This is a genomic window from Micromonospora sp. CA-248260 (assembly GCF_050942205.1).
GTDB classification, from domain to species: Bacteria; Actinomycetota; Actinomycetes; order Mycobacteriales; family Micromonosporaceae; genus Micromonospora; species Micromonospora antibiotica.
In genome coordinates, this window is the sequence record NZ_CP192021.1 from 6,040,202 (window position 1) to 6,055,202 (window position 15,001).

Annotated in this window: 11 protein-coding genes, 2 tRNA genes and 1 pseudogene; 6 read left to right on the plus strand and 8 right to left on the minus strand. The window is 73.0% G+C overall.

Annotation, left to right across the window (positions count from 1 at the left end; translation table 11 throughout):
• The first annotated feature begins 9 nt into the window (after positions 1-9).
• The gene (locus ACQP2H_RS26055) at positions 10-1,644 is read left to right on the plus strand and encodes a hypothetical protein (protein WP_433229240.1); all 1,635 of its coding nucleotides are present in this window, start codon (positions 10-12) and stop codon (positions 1,642-1,644) included.
• Positions 1,613-2,041 (plus strand): hypothetical protein, encoded by a 429-nt coding sequence (locus ACQP2H_RS26060; RefSeq protein ID WP_433229242.1) that lies wholly within the window; start codon positions 1,613-1,615, stop codon positions 2,039-2,041. Before ACQP2H_RS26055 ends, ACQP2H_RS26060 begins: the two co-directional genes overlap by 32 nt.
• Positions 2,042-2,086: 45 nt before the next feature.
• Here the strand turns inward: ACQP2H_RS26060 and ACQP2H_RS26065 are convergent, their stop codons facing one another.
• Complete coding sequence (locus ACQP2H_RS26065; protein WP_219464579.1) at positions 2,087-2,920, minus strand: phosphoribosylaminoimidazolesuccinocarboxamide synthase; 834 nt, start codon at positions 2,918-2,920, stop codon at positions 2,087-2,089.
• A 156-nt stretch (positions 2,921-3,076) separates the two neighbouring features.
• Between ACQP2H_RS26065 and ACQP2H_RS26070 the strand changes: the two genes are divergently transcribed.
• A complete protein-coding gene (locus ACQP2H_RS26070) occupies positions 3,077-4,399 on the plus strand; it encodes an ABC transporter substrate-binding protein (RefSeq protein WP_433233680.1) in 1,323 nt (440 codons plus the stop codon).
• A 31-nt stretch (positions 4,400-4,430) separates the two neighbouring features.
• Here the strand turns inward: ACQP2H_RS26070 and ACQP2H_RS26075 are convergent, their stop codons facing one another.
• The 5 genes from ACQP2H_RS26075 to ACQP2H_RS26095 form a co-directional block, all read right to left on the minus strand.
• Complete coding sequence (locus ACQP2H_RS26075; protein WP_208568077.1) at positions 4,431-4,700, minus strand: hypothetical protein; 270 nt, start codon at positions 4,698-4,700, stop codon at positions 4,431-4,433.
• Between the two features lie 395 nt (positions 4,701-5,095).
• Positions 5,096-5,169, minus strand: a tRNA-Met gene (locus ACQP2H_RS26080).
• A gap of 432 nt (positions 5,170-5,601) precedes the next feature.
• Positions 5,602-5,675, minus strand: a tRNA-Met gene (locus ACQP2H_RS26085).
• A 246-nt stretch (positions 5,676-5,921) separates the two neighbouring features.
• Positions 5,922-8,918, minus strand: coding sequence for a UPF0182 family membrane protein (locus ACQP2H_RS26090; RefSeq protein ID WP_219464581.1), 2,997 nt, complete (start codon positions 8,916-8,918; stop codon positions 5,922-5,924).
• Positions 8,919-9,035: 117 nt separating this feature from the next.
• A complete protein-coding gene (locus ACQP2H_RS26095; RefSeq protein WP_219464583.1) occupies positions 9,036-10,049 on the minus strand; it encodes a YlbL family protein in 1,014 nt (337 codons plus the stop codon).
• A 182-nt stretch (positions 10,050-10,231) separates the two neighbouring features.
• Here ACQP2H_RS26095 and ACQP2H_RS26100 point away from each other — a divergent pair, with 182 nt between their 5' ends.
• Positions 10,232-11,461, plus strand: coding sequence for a zinc-dependent metalloprotease (locus ACQP2H_RS26100; RefSeq protein ID WP_219470358.1), 1,230 nt, complete (start codon positions 10,232-10,234; stop codon positions 11,459-11,461).
• 91 nt (positions 11,462-11,552) lie between these two features.
• On the opposite strand, the pseudogene ACQP2H_RS26105 reads toward ACQP2H_RS26100, so the two are convergent.
• Positions 11,553-12,154, minus strand: a pseudogene (locus tag ACQP2H_RS26105) (hypothetical protein).
• 157 nt (positions 12,155-12,311) lie between these two features.
• A complete protein-coding gene (locus tag ACQP2H_RS26110; protein ID WP_208568143.1) occupies positions 12,312-12,842 on the minus strand; it encodes a M48 metallopeptidase family protein in 531 nt (176 codons plus the stop codon).
• A 509-nt stretch (positions 12,843-13,351) separates the two neighbouring features.
• Between ACQP2H_RS26110 and ACQP2H_RS26115 the strand changes: the two genes are divergently transcribed.
• Positions 13,352-13,519, plus strand: coding sequence for a DUF5679 domain-containing protein (locus ACQP2H_RS26115; RefSeq protein WP_007464795.1), 168 nt, complete (start codon positions 13,352-13,354; stop codon positions 13,517-13,519).
• A gap of 347 nt (positions 13,520-13,866) precedes the next feature.
• Complete coding sequence (locus ACQP2H_RS26120) at positions 13,867-14,946, plus strand: ThiF family adenylyltransferase (RefSeq protein ID WP_363818919.1); 1,080 nt, start codon at positions 13,867-13,869, stop codon at positions 14,944-14,946.
• The last annotated feature ends 55 nt before the right edge of the window (positions 14,947-15,001 follow it).

The window sequence follows — 15,001 nt, forward strand, 5'->3', positions numbered from 1 at the left end:
GAGGACACCATGGCCGACTACTGGGGTGCCCAGGCCACGTACGCGCACGGTGGCCCGCGCGGCGAGGGCACCCGGTACGTCATGCCGCCGGAGAACCGGGACCTGAAGTTCACCCCGGCACCGGGCGGCGAGGGCGGGGCCACCATCGAGGCGGTCCGTCAGCAGGTGCTGGGGCAGCACCCGGAGGACATCTCGGCGCTGGCCGACCAGTGGCAGAACGCCTACAACCTGTTGCAGAGCATCCACCAGCAGTTGTTGTCCGCCAGCCAGACCCTGCACGACGAGCACTGGAAGTCCCCGCAGGCCCGCGACGCGTTCCTCAAGGCGGGGCCGGGCAAGACGCTGGCGTACCTCGACGAGTGGATGGACGCGGCCCAGCACAACGTGACCGCGCTGCGGGCGATGGTCGGCATCGCCCGCGACTCCCGGGCGGAGATGGAGCGGCTCTGGACGGAATACCGGGAGGCCATCGACGACGCTAAGAACTCCGACGGCTGGACGCAGTTCTCCGAGGGTTTCAAGCAGGGCTTCACCCTGGGTCTGTACGACGGCGAGAAGGGCATCCAGGCGGCCGAGGCCGAGGCGGTCCAGGAGAAACAGCAGGAGTTCAACCGCCGGGCGCAGGAGTTGGCCCGACGTACCGCCGACGACTACGTCGAGACGTTGAGCAAGGTCAGCGGCGGGCACGGTCCGCCGTTCTTCCCGATGGACGCGGTGCTCAACCCGGTCGGTCACCCGCCGTGGCGCGGGCCGGTCGGCGTGCCGCCACCGGTGGGGCCGCCCGGTGTGCGTCCGCCCGGCGGGACGAACCAGCCCCCGACTCCGGTGCGGGCGGTGCCCCGACCCACCCCGACCGATCCGGATCAGTTGGCCCGGCAGGTGCTGGACACCCTCAGGCCGCCGCCGGAGACCGGGGCGCCGGTTCCTACGCCCGGCACCGACGAGCGGGCGGGTCCCGCCGTGACGCCGCCGCCGGTGGTCGCGCCGCCGCTGGTCGCGCCGCCACCCGGCCTGCCCACCGGTTCACCCGGGTTGAGCGGCGTGAACGCCAATGCCAACGCCGCCGGGGTGGGCCGGGCCGGGCTGGTCCGGCCGCCGGGCCTGGACGGGCTCACCGGTGAGCGGGGTGGGTTGCGCAGCGGGGTGCTGCGCGGTGGTGCCGGAGCGCCGGGAGTCACCGAGCCGCCCCAGGCGTCGTTGCGTTCCCCCGGTGCGAACGCCACCCCGCCACCGACGGGCGGCCGGGCCGCGCCGCCGGGCGGGCTTCGCCGGCCCGGCGGCCCGTCGGCGGCGACCCCACCGCCGGGGGTACGGGGTGCCGGCGGCCCTTCGACGACGGGGGCACCGCACTCGCCGGGCACCCGCCGGCCGGGCACCGGGCAGGGGAGGACGAGGCGCGACGCGGGTCCGTCCGCCCGGGTGCCGGCGACGCCGACCTGTTCGGCCGGCCGGCCGGTGAGACCACCGCACCGGTGTTGCACAGCCGTCGTCCGGAGGTTCGACGGGCGGCCGGCGGTGGCCGCGCCACGGGGAGCGGGCCGGCGACGCCGCTGCGGCGACCCGGCCGGGCACCACCCCGTCCGTGCTGGGCAACCCGGCCAGGAGTGTCGCGGTGCCGGGGACGCCCCGGTCGAAGCGACGTGACCGGGGCGACGCGGCACGCCCGGCGGCCTCGGGCGGCGAGTGGCTGGCCGACGGCCGGTCGGAGGCGACCGCACCGGTGCTGGACGCGCCGGCCGCGCCACCGTCCGGCGGGCGGGTGTCCCGGCTGGAGGAGGTGCCGGGCGCGTTGCGGGGTCGCCCGTCGGCCGGGCCGGCACCCCGACCGGCACGGGGCGGGCAGCCGGTGCCGCCGGAGCTGGCTCCCCGGCGGGCCACCGCCGCGCGGCACGACGACCGGGACGAGGGCCGCGACGGCCCGGGGATCGTCACCGACGAGCAGGCGTTCAGCGTGGAGACCCCGGGTGGCGGTGTGCTCGGCAAGCAGGCCGAGGACCGCTCCTACCGGGCCGAGCCGAAGACCGTCCTGGGCGGCAACTGACCCTGTTCCCGGCCCGCCCGTGCAGCGCCGGCCGGGAACGGTGGGTCAGGACCAGCGTTCGCCGGTGAGCCGCTCGTAGACGTCGACGTAGCGGGCCCGGGTCGCCTCGACCACGTCGGCCGGGACCTCGGGCGCGGGGGGCTGCTTGTTCCAGCCGCTGCTGGTCGCCCAGTCCCGGACGTACTGCTTGTCGTAGGAGAACTGGGTGCGACCCGGCTGGTACGACTCGGCCGGCCAGTAGCGGGACGAGTCGGAGGTGAGCACCTCGTCGCCGAGGACCAGGGTGCCGTCCGCCGCCCAGCCCAGTTCGATCTTGGTGTCGGCGACCAGGATGCCCCGGTCGGCGGCGAGTTCCGCGCCCCGCCGGTAGACGTCGAGGGTGATCTGGCGCAGCCGCTCGGCGGTCTCGGCACCCACCTTGTCCACCACCTCGGCGAAGGTGATCGGCTCGTCGTGCTCCCCGGCCGGCGCCTTGGTCGACGGGGTGAAGATCGGCTCCGGCAGGATCGACGCCTCGACCAGGCCACGTGGCAGCGGCACGCCGGAGACCGCGCCGGTGCGCTCGTACTCCGTGCGGCCACCGCCGGTCAGGTAACCCCGGGCGACGCACTCGACGGGCACCATGTCCAGCCGGCGGCAGCGGATCGCCCGACCGGCGAACTCGGCGGGCACCTCGGTGGCGGAGATGACGTGGTTCGGCACCAGGTCGGCGAGTTGCTCGAACCACCAGAGCGACAGGGCGGTGAGCAGCCGACCCTTGTCCGGGATCGGGGTGGGTAGCACCACGTCGTAGACGGAGATCCGGTCGGAGGCGACCAGGATCAGGTCGTCGCCGTCGGTGTAGACGTCCCGGACCTTGCCCGAGTGCAAAAGTTCCACGCGCCCTAGTACACCACGGGTGCCCGGCCCGCCGGTGCGCCCACCCGGAGCCGGGGCGGCCGGCAGGCCGACCGGCCCGTTGACACCCACCTGCGCCACCTGCGTGAATGATCCGGCTACCGGCCCACCCCTTCCCAGGAGCACCCGTTGCCCGCTGTGCGTCCCCCGCTGCCCCGACCCGGCATCGACCCGGCCCGCCGGCGGCTGCTCGGTGCACTGCTCGGGCTGCCGGTGCTGGCCACCGGCGGCCTCAGCGGGTGCGGCGTCGAGGAGGAGTCACCGGTGCAGGACGGCCCGGTGGAGCTCTCCGTCTTCTGGTACGGCGGCACCAAGCGGGCGGAGGCCACCGAACGGGCCCTGCGGCTCTATTCGGCCCGGAACCCGCTGGTCACCTTCCGGGTGACCTGGCAGGGGCAGGGCGGCTACTACGACCGGCTCGCCACCCAGGCCGGCGGCGGTAACGTGCCCGACCTGTTCCAGATCGACGACTCGATGCTCGGCGAGTACGCCCAGCGCGGCATCCTCCTGGACCTCGGCGGCTACGTCGACGACGGCCGGATCAACCTGAACACCCTGCCGCCCGGCCTGGTGGACTACGGGAAGATCGACGACCGGGTCTACGGCGTGCCGGCCGCGCAGACCCACGCCGCCGTGGTGTTCAACCGCGCTCTGCTCCGCCGGCTCGGGGAGCCCGAGCCGACCACCGCGATGACCTGGGCCGACTACCTGAGCTGGGCGGCCCGGGTGACCCGGGCCGGCGGCGGCCGGGTCGCCGGCTCGATGGACCCGTCGGGCGACCACCGCGCACTGTGGCTCTGGCTGCGTGGCCTGGGCACCAAGTTCTACCAGGGACGCCAGTTGGGTTTCGGCTCGGCGGCGCTGCTGGACTGGTTCGAGTTCTGGGAGCGGGCCCGCAGCCAGCAGGCCACTCCGGCGGCAGCGCTGGTCGACCGGGCCGACGGCGGCGAGCCGGCCCGGCAACTGGTCGTCACCGGGCACACCGCCGCGTCGTTCGCCTGGTCCCACCAGTTGCCCGAACTTCAGCGCTACTGCGACGACGAGTTGGCACTGGTCGGCTTCCCCGGCCCCCGGGCCGCCCAGTGGGACCGGGCGTCGATGTACTGGGCCGGGTTTCGGGGCACCCGTCATCCGCAGGTGGTGGCGGACGTGGTCGACTTCCTGACCAGCAGTGTGGAGGTGGGCCGGCTGCTCGGCGTGGAACGGGGGCTGCCGGCCAGCCTGACGGTGCGGCAGGCGGTGGTCCAGACCATCGACGATCCGCTGGCCGAGCAGGTCGCCGCCCTCGGTGAGGCGCTGCGCCAGCAGGTGGGCCCGGCACCCGAACCGCCGCCGAAGGGGCACGGCGAGGTGCGTGACCTGCTCACCGAGGCGGCCCGGAGCATCCGCGCGGGGCGCTCCGGGGCGCGGGCGGCGACTACCCAGTTCATGGCCCGGGCCCAGGCGGCCCTGGCCCGGTGACGGGTCAGGGCCGCCTGGGCCCGGTGACGGATCAGCGCGGCGGACGGCTGCGGCGGTTGCGCATCAGCAGGACCACCAGCAGGACGATGCCCCCGACCACCACCAGGCAGCAGAGCAGCCCGATGACGCCGAATCCACCGCCCCTCGACCGGCGACGGGCGGCCTCCACCACCAGTTCGCCGGTGCCTGTGGACGCCCACGCGGCCACCGGCACGAAGACCGAGAGGACGACCGCGCCGAACACCGCGCTCAGCCGGCCCCACCACGTCACGGCAGTTGACTTGTTGATCCCAGTAGACATGCCCTCATCCTGACCGAGGAGAGCAAGTCCGGCACCCCGAAGCACCCGCCCACCCGGGCCCAGCTCCGCCCGGGCTGAGCTCCGCCCGCCGCCGCCCGCTCCGCCCGGAGCTGAGCTGGGCCCGGGGCTGAGCTGGGCCCGGGGCTGAGCTGGGCCCGGGGCTGAGCTGGGCCCGGGGCTGAGCTGGGCCCGGGGCTGAGCTGGGCCCGGGGCTGAGCTGGGCCCGGGGCTGAGCTGGGCCCGGGGCTGAGCTGGGCCCGGGGCTGAGCTGGGCCCGGGGCTGAGCTGGGCCCGGGGGCTGGGCCGGGGTGCCGGAGGCGACAGGCGGGTCGCCGGAGACGGGCCACAGACGGCGACAGGCCCCGGAGGGTAAACTCCGGGGCCTGTCGTAACAGTAGCGGGGACAGGATTTGAACCTGCGACCTCTGGGTTATGAGCCCAGCGAGCTACCGAGCTGCTCCACCCCGCGTCGGCTAGATAAGCTTAACCCACCCGCCAGACGGAGATCAGCCGGCCCCCCAATCCGCCATCCGCCCAGCTCACGCCCGCCCACCACGCCGCACCACGGCTCCACGGCTCCAGGGATGTCGGGGCACGCTCACCGGGCAGCGGGACCAGATTGCCGGTGGAGAGGCGACATGCCGGTGAGGATGCGCGTAAACGCAATCTGATCCTGGGCTGCCCACCCCCGACGGGCAACTTTCTCCCGGAGTGCCCTGCGGGCTCAGCCGGGGGACGGCCGGCGACTGGCGCTGCTGTCCTGCGCGGCGGGTCGAACGTGGGAACCCGGAAAGGGCCCAGCAGAACCGGTGGAAGAACCACAAACCGGTGGGTCGACGAGGGAACCCGGAGAGAGAAAACGACAGGCCCCGGAGAAGAAACTCCGGGGCCTGTCGAACAGTAGCGGGGACAGGATTTGAACCTGCGACCTCTGGGTTATGAGCCCAGCGAGCTACCGAGCTGCTCCACCCCGCGTCGCCTGGTTAACCGTAGCGCACCGACCCCCGGGCCCGCAAAACGGCCCCGGACGGGTCACCGTGGGCCCTGCGGATCAGGCCCGGCGCAGCTCGACCGACACCGGCCCGTCGCCCTCCGCGTCGCGTACCACCTGCGCCGGGGACGGGCAGCGGCGTCGCCGGTGGCGGGGCGACCGGCCGCAACGTCGACGGGCCCCCGATCCCGACTCGGATCGTGGGGCCCGTCGACGCGGGAGCGGGTGGGTCAGCCGCCGGAGGACGGTGCCGGCGTGGCGGGTGGGTTGCCGCCGGACGGAGCCGCCGGGTTGCCCTGCTGAGCCTGCTGGAAAGCGGTGATCGCCTCGTCCAGCGCCTTCAACGCCCGGCCGTACCGCTCGAAGTCACCGGACGCCTGCGCGGCCTTGACCTCGGCGATCGCCGTCTGGACCCGCTGGGCGGCGGCAGCCAGGTCACCGCTGGGCGGTGGGCTGCCCGCCCCGGCCGAGGGTGAGGCCGACGGCGACGCCGAGGGGGAGGTCGGCGGGGGTGGCGTCTCGCCGCTCGGCGGTGGGGTGCTCCCCTGCCCGGCCCGTTTGCCCTGCTCGACGAGCTGTTTGATGCCGTCGCTGACGTTGTTGGCCAGGACCACGTACGAGCCGCCGTCGCCGTAGGACAGGAGCACCTTCTGCAACAGCGGGTACGCGTCCTGCTGGTTGCTCTTGACGTAGACCGGCTCGACGTAGAGCATCCCGTCGGCGAACGGCAACGACAGCAGGTTGCCGTACTGCACCTGCGCCTGGTTGGAGGAGAGCAGGTTCAGCTCGGTCCGGATGGTCGCGTTGTTGGTCATCTGCTGGTGCACCTGCACCGGGCCGGAGATCCGGGTCTGGTCGGGTAGCTCCAGCACCTCCAGCTTCGGCTGCCCGTCGACGTACGACCCGGAGATCAGCGCGGCGAGGTTCTGCCGTCCGTTCGGGGTGACCGCCGAGGTGAGCTGGAACCGTGGGGCGTCCTGGTTGGGGAACTGGGTGAACAGGTAGTACGGCGGCTGCTTCTGCCCGCTGTCCGGCGCGTCCGGCACGTTGGGCACCTGCCAGAAGTCCTGGCCGGAGTAGAAGTCGCCGGGGTTGGTGACGTGGAACTTGGTGAGCAGGTTGCGCTGCACCTTGAACATGTCGGCCGGGTAGCGGAAGTGCGCGGCCAGGTCGGCCGGGATGGCGCTCTTGGGCAGCACCAGGTCCCCGCCGAACGCCTTGTTCCACGCCTTGAGCACCGGGTCGCCGTCGTCGAACTCGTAGAGGCGGACCGTGCCGTCGTACGCGTCGACGGTGGCCTTCACCGAGTTGCGCATGTAGTTGACGTTCTCCCGGGCCAGCTGGAAGGTGCCCCGGTTGGTCAGCTCGTCGGTGGTCTCCTGCTGGAGGTTGATCCGCTCGGCGTACGGGTAGGTCGCCGCCGTGGTGTAGCCGTCGATGATCCACTGGACCTTGCCGCCCACCACCGCCGGGTACGGGTCGCCGTCCAGGGTGAGGAACGGGGCGACCTTCTCCACCCGGTCCCGGGGGTTACGCACGTACAGCAGCTTGGAGTTGTCGTTGACCGCCTCGGAGAGCAGGAAGTTCGTCTCCTGCTCCTTGATCGAGTAGAGCAGCCGCCTGGTGAACGAGCCGATCTCGACGCCGCCCTCACCGGTGTAGGTGTAGTACTGCTCGCCGCCGGTGGTCGGGGTGGGCCGGTCGAACTCGGCGTTCTTGCCCTTCTCGGTCTGCCCGACGATGGCGTAGTCGTCGGCCTGCATCCGCTCGCCGTAGTAGATCCGCGGCTGGCTGGCCGGGATCTGCTCGGCCTGCGAGGAGCACGCCTCCTGCGCCTTCTCGCCGAGGAAGCCGGAGACGAAGTACGGCTGCCCGCCGCAGACCACCTGGTTGGCCGGGGCCGCGACCAGGCCGTAGCCGTGGGTGTAGACGGTGTGCCGGTTGATCCAGTTGTTCTGCTGGTCGGTCAGCTCGCCGTAGTTGATCTCCCGGACCCCGACCACGTAGTCGGAGGTCTTGTTCTCCACCGAGTAGCGGTCGATGTCCAGCTTGGGACCGAAGTCGTAGAACCCCCGGACCTGCTGGAGCTGGGTGTACGTCTCGGAGACCAGCTGCGGGTCGAGCAGCCGGACGTTCGGCACCACCGAGGTGTCGGTGGCCAGGCTGGGCGGGGGGACCAGGTTGCTGGCCGCGTACCCCTTGGTCTGCACCTCGGATATGTCGAACGCGGCGCGGGTGGCGTCGATGCTGCGCTGGATGTACGGGGCCTCCTTGTCCCGGGCGCTCGGCTTGACCTCGAAGGTCTGCACCGCCCACGGGTAGATGCCGCCGATCGCGACGGCGGAGACCCCGAGCAGGGCCAGCGAGATGCCCGGCCAGACCAGGTTCCGCATCACCGCGTTGGAGAAGACGATGATGGCGATCGCCACCACCACCGAGATGTACGCCAGGATCTCCTTGGCCGGCAGCAGCGCGTTGACGTCGGCGTAGCCCGCGCCGTACAGCTTGGCGCCCTCGTTGTACTCCAGCAGCATGGCCCGCCGGTCCAGCACGTACGCGATGGCCTTGAGTAGGACGAAGACCGCGACCAGCGTGCTCAGGTGGGCCCGCGCGGCGCCTGTCATCCGGTCGCCGACGCCCTGCAGGCGTACCCCGCCGAAGATGTAGTGCACCGCCAGCGCGCCGATCAGGGCCAGCACCACGGCGGTGAAGCCGACCCCGAGCAGGTAACGCCAGAACGGCAACTGGAAGACGTAGAAGCCGACGTCGATGCCGAACTCCGGGTCCTTGACGCCGAAGTCGCCACCGTTACGGAACAGCAGCCACTGGGTCCAGCGGCCCTGCGCGGAGAGCCCGGCGAACAGGCCGAGCACCACGGCGGTCAGGCTGATCCAGGTGCCGATCCGGGGGGCGAGCAGCATCCGGTACCGCTCGAGGGTGGCCTGCTCCAGCGAGTGTGGGCGCAACGTCGGCCGCAGCCGGTACGCCAACCACAGGTTGCCGCCGACGAACGCGGCCAGGCCCAGCCCGACGGTCAGGAAGAGCAGCGTCCGGGTCAGCAGCACGCCGGTGAAGACCTGGGTGTAGCGGACCTCGTCGAACCAGAGCCAGTCGGTCCACGCCTGCACCCCCCAGCCCAGAAGGGTGAACAGGAGGAACACCCCGACCAGGACGCCGATGGTGACGCGTCCGCGCCGACTCATCCTCGGCAGGGGGCTGCTACGCATGGCCACTGTTTGGCTCCGCACGCTCGATGTGATCGGCTCCGGACAGGCACCCAGAGTACGGGGTGTTCCTGAACGTCACGGGTCAGGTCGTGCCCGGCCGGTCCGGCGTGCCCGCCCTCAGCAGCGGGTCGGCTCCGCACCGGCGCGCAGGGCGTCCAACGCGGTCAATGCCTCGTCCAGCGAACCGACCTTGAGCATGGGCAGGCCGGGCTGCGGGTTGCGGACCGCCTCGGCACAGTTGTCGGCGGGCACCAGGAACGCCTTGGCCCCGGCCTTCTTCGCCCCGACCAGCTTCTGGGCGATGCCGCCGATCGGGCCGACCCGACCCTCGTCGTCGATGGTGCCGGTGCCGGCGATGACCTTCCCGCCGGTCAGGTCCTCGGGCTTGAGCTTGTCGATGATGCCGAGGGCGAACATCAGCCCGGCGCTCGGACCACCGATGTCCTTCAGGTCGATCTTCAGGGTGAACGGGTGCGGCTGCCGCTGGTCGGGGACCACCCCGATCCGGGGTCGGCCGTCGGACTCCCGGCTGGTCACGGTGGCGGTGCCGGGGGCGCCGTCGCGGACGTACCCGATGGTCAGCGCGGTGCCGGCGGGCTTGCCCCGGACCAGCTCGACCAGCCGGGACGCCGAGGTGACCTTCGCGCCGTCGACGGTGGTGACCACGTCGCCGGCCTTGAGCGAACCGGCCGCCGGCCCGTCCGCGGCGACCTCCTTCGCCACCACCTCGACCGGGTAGCCGAGCTTGACCAGCGCGGCGGTCTCGGCGCTGCTCTGCGAGTTCTGGAAGTCCTCGGCGTTGCGCTTCTCGACCTCCTCCTGCGACTCGCCCGGCGGGTAGACCAGTTCCCGGGGGACCACCGCCTCGTCCTTCGACAGCCAACCGACGATCGCGGCACGCAGCTTCACCGTCGGCTGCACGCCGACCGTGGTCATCCGGAGCTGACCGGCGGAGGTGGACGTCTCCCGGCCGGTGACCTGGATGACCTCCCGGCCGTCGGAGGTGCCGAGGGTGTTCACCGTCGGCCCGGGGCCGAGCACCACGTACGGGATGGGCGCGCCGAGCACGCCGATGCTCAGCAGGGTGGTGAGCAGAGCACCGAGGAGGACGGTCACGCCACGACGTCTCATGCGGCAGAGCGTACCGACCGGGGGCGGCGGGTCCGGCAGGCTACGGCGGACTTCGCCCTCAGCGCAACGCCGACGGCGGCTACCAGGGGCGCGGCGCGCGTACCGTAGACGTCGTGCCTGATATTCCGTTCGGTTTCGCGCTCCCGGGTGGGCAACCACCAGACCCCAACGATCCCGCGCAGATGCAGCAGTTCATGTCGCAGTTGCAGCACCTGCTCTCCGCGCCGGGCAGCGGGCCGGTCAACTGGGACCTGGCCCGCCAGGTGGCCGCCAGCCAGCTCGCGGCCACGGGTGACCCGATGGCCTCACCGTACGAGCGGCACGCGGTGGAGGAGGCGCTGCGGCTGGCCGACCTCTGGCTGGAGCCGGCGTCGGCCTGGCCGACCGGCATCCGCCTCTCCGTGGCGTGGAACCGCAACGAGTGGATCTACAAGACGCTTGACGTCTGGCGCAAGCTCTGCGACCCGGTCGCCAGCCGGATGGTCGGCGCGATGGGTGACCTGGTCCCGCCGGAGGCCCGCGCCCAGCTCGGCCCGATGCAGTCGATGGTCGCCACCCTGGGTGGCGCGCTCTTCGGCGGCCAGCTCGGCCAGGCCCTCGGGCAGCTCGCCGCCGAGGTGCTCTCCGCCGGTGACATCGGCCTGCCGCTCGGCCCGGCCGGCACCGCCGCGCTGATCCCGGCCAACATCCGGGTGTACGGCGAGGGCCTGGAGCTGCCCGAGGACGAGGTACGCCTCTACGTGGCCCTGCGCGAGGCGGCCCACCAGCGGCTCTTCGAGCACGTCCCGTGGCTGCGCGGGCACGTGCTGACCGCAGTGGAGAACTACGCGTCGGGCATCCGGGTCAACCGGGAGGCGATCGAGGAGGCGATGGGCCGGGTCGACCCGACCGACCCGGAGTCGATGCAGGCGATCGCCCTGGAGGGGATCTTCACCCCGGAGGACACCCCGGCGCAGAAGGCGTCCCTGGCCCGGTTGGAGACGGCGCTCGCGCTGGTCGAGGGCTGGGTCTGCCACGTGGTGGACAGCGCGGCGGCCGACCGGCTGCCCAACGTGGTCCGCCTCGGCGAGGCGTTCCGTCGCCGTCGGGCGGCCGGCGGGCCGGCCGAGCAGACCTTCGCCGCGCTGGTCGGCCTGGAGCTGCGACCGCGCCGGCTGCGGGAGGCGTCGGCGCTCTGGGCGGCGCTGACCGAGCACCGGGGCATCGCCGGCCGGGACGCGGTCTGGGGCCACCCCGACCTGCTCCCGTCGGACGCGGACTTCGCCGACCCGGTGGCCTTCGCGACCACCTCGACGGATCTCGACGACGAGCTGGCCACCTTCGACTTCACCGCTCCCGGCGGCCCCGAGGAGCAGGCGCCGGGCAGCCGTCCCCGCACCGACGACACCGACGGCGACACCGACCGGCCCTGACCGCTGCGGACCAGCCGCGACACCGGCCGGACCCGCCCGATCACCGGGCAGGCCCGGCCGGTCGCCGTTGGTGGTCAGGTGCGGTGGCCGGTCAGGTGCGGTGGCCGGAGAGCAGGGCGCGGGTCGCCTCCCAGCCCTCGACGGCCGGGTCGAGGGCGGCCAGGTCGGCCGGGCCGCGCAGCCGGTGCCAGCCGGGGTGACCGCCACGTCGGTCGGGGCGGGCGCCGCGCGCCGCAGGTCCGCCGGCCCGGCGGCGTCCAGGTCCAGCGCCGGCAGCCAGCCGGGTACGGGTAACCGGCACGCCACGCCGAGCAGCCCGGGGCCACCGCCCTCGACCGGAGCGACGGCGACGGGTCGACTGGTCAGCGGTCGGAGCAGCTTGCCGAGGGTGAGCCCCGGCAGGTCGGGGGCGTCGGCGACGACCACGGCAGCCTGGTCGTACCCGTCGAGGGCGGCCAGCACGGCGTCGACGGTCGGCTCGGGCACCTCGTACACGGGGGTGTCGGGCCAGCGCACCGCGTCGGCCAGCCAGCGGTCGGCCGGGGTGACCGCGAGCGCGGTCTCCACCTCGGCGAGGGTGGCGAACAGGTCCACCACGTCCTCGGCCAGCGCGGTACGCCAGCGCGTCAGCTCGACGCCGGGCGGCGACCAGGCGACCGGAGCGAGCAACGCCACCACCACCCGTCGGAGCATTCCCCGACTGTAGTGGGCACCCTGTGGGTGATCGACTCCTGTGGGCCGAAGTGGTGGCGTCGACGCCCGGCGGACCCCGCTACCTGCGCCCGGACGAGTCGATCTGCACCTGGACGAGTCGATCGACCCACGGCCGGACGGTCGACGGGGGTTGCGGTCAGCCGGCCACCGGGACGGCCGAGGCGGCGGCCACGCCCTCCAGATAGCCCCGGGCCCGTTCGGTCTTGGCGTACCGGCCGACCAGGGCCCAGAAGCGGGCGTTGTGGCTCGGCACGATGAGGTGCGCCAACTCGTGCAGCAGCACGTAGTCGAGCACCCACTCGGGCATGTCCTGGAGCCGGTGCGAGATCCGGATGGTCCGGTCGGCGGGGGTGCAGGACCCCCATCGGCCGTTCTGGTTGGTGACCCACCGGACGCTGGCCGGCAGGGTCTCTCCGCCCTGGTCGGACAGGTACAGGTTGATCAGGCGGAGGGCCCGGTCGAGCAGCTCGTTGTCGTTGCGGGCCAACCGGCCCTCCCGGGCGGCGAGCCGGGCGAGCATCCGGTCGACCCACTCGCTCTCCTCGGCTCGGGAGAACTGGTCCGGGATGAGCACCACGACCCGTTCGCCGTCCCGGTAGGCGGACACCGTCCGTCGCCGGCGCTGACTGCGCCGTACCTCGACGACTGGCTTCCGCGCCGCCATCAGTGGGCCGCGCAGCCGTGGTTTCCTGCCACGAGGGAAAGCTAATGCGTACTGACCAGGGGTCCGCAAGGGTCAACACCCCGACACGCGCCCAGAAAATGGGGGTTAGTAGTAAGGAGTCCGAAAAAAACTGGTGGTGACCATGAGGCTGGACCCTCGTCACCCTTCGTGGCGAGACCGACCGCCCCCCACCGGGCGCGATCTCCACCGTAGTTGATCAGCTCCGGTAGCGTCGCCGCACCCCCGTCCGGGGGACCTCCCCTGGCACTCCACACGGCGTGTCCCCGGCAAACTCACTTATCCCGCCTATTTCGGGATGCACACTCTCGACGTCGACTTGCTCACAGTGTCGATGCACAGCTGACATGGAACCGCCCAGAGCTGGGTAGGGTCCGCCAACCGGCGGTCACGTGGGTGGCCGCGGAGAAGGACCCGGCGCCGCGCCCCGCGTGGCCCGCCGCCGGGAGAACCGCCGGACCGACGTGCCCGGCGGACGAGACGAGGAGGCTACCGTGGCCGACCAGGCCCAGACCTACAACGGTTACTGCGTGAAGTGCAAGGAGAAGCGGGACTTCGAGGGGCACGTCGAGGTCTCGAAGACCGGGATGAACATGGCCAAGGGCAAGTGTCCGGTGTGCGGCACAACAGTGAACCGCATCCTGGGCAAGGCCAAGGTCTGACCCGTCCGGGTACGACGCTGGAGGGGCGGCCGGTCGGCCGCCCCTCCGGCACGTCCAGCCAGCCCACGGGGACGACCCGGCCGACCGATCCGCGACGACGCCCTCCGATCGGTGGGCAGCGCCCTCCGATCGGTGGGCAGCGCGCACCGATCGCAGGGCAGCGCGCACCGGACGGCCGGCCCACAGCAGCCGCCCACTCCCCCGCCGGGCGATCTGTCAGCTGCCCGACATGACGCGCGGTGAGCTGTGGATAACCCGCCAACTCCTGTGGACAACGCTGGATCTGGCGCTGCGCACCTGTGGACAACGATCGACTCACCGCAGGGATTCGGTCACGATTCGTCATCGTGGCCCCCTCTCCTCCCGCACCCAGCGACGCTGCACTGCTCCGCCCCGTACTGGTGCCGGGTCTGACCCGGCTCTGGCGCGACCGGCACACCCTGCAACTGGGGTTGAACCCGGGTCGGGCCGTGCTGCTGGAAGTGACCGATTCGCGGGTCACCCGGCTACTCGACCTGCTCGACGGCACCCGGAGCGTCCGCGGTGTCCTGGCGGACGCGGTGCACGCCCAGGTCGACCCCGGCCAGGCGCGCGGGTTGATCGACACGCTGCATGCGGCCGGGCTGGTCGTACCGGCGCACACCCTGCTCCCCCGGGAGCTGACCGGCCCGGACCGGCTCCGGCTCGCCGCGGAGGCCGCAGCACTCGCCCTGGCCGCGCCCGCCCTGCCCGGCACCCCTGCCCAGGTGCTCCGCCGACGACGCGCCGCCCGGGTGGTGGTGGCCGGGGCCGGCCGGCTCGGCGCACCGGTCGCCGTGGCCCTGGCCCAGGCCGGTGTCGGGCACGTGGCAGCCGAGCTGACCGGCCCGGTGGACCCGGTCGACCTGGTCGGGTCCGGGTTGGCCGCGACCGACGTGGGGCGACCGCTCACCGAGGCGGTCCGGGACGCCGTCGCCCGCACCGCCCCGGGCACCCGGACGCACCCGGCCGGCCGACGCCCGGCCGCCCTGGTGGTGCACCTCGGCACGGACCGCCCGACGGACCTGCTCGCCACCGGGTACGCCCGCCGTCGCCAACCGCACCTGCTGCTCACCCTCCGGGAGGGGGTGCCGGTGGTCGGTCCCCTGGTCCGGCCACCGGTGGGCCCCTGCCTGCACTGTCTGGATCTGCACCGCACCGATCGCGACCCGGGCTGGCCGGGGTTGGCCGCGCAGCTCGCCACCGGCCCGGCCGACCGGTCCTGCGGCACGGCCACCCTGCTCAGCGCCGTCGGCTATGCGGTCGCCGAGGCCCTGGCCCAGGTCGACGGGGGCACCCCGGAGACGGTGGGCTGCGCGGTGGAGATCGGGTCGGCCGGCCGGTTCCGACGTCGGGCCTGGGCCCCGCACCCCGGCTGTTCCTGCTCCGGCCCCGGTCGCCCGCAGTGACGGGTGGGAGCGCGGTGGGCGTCCCACCGGGCCCGCGGAATGGGGTATGCGCCGA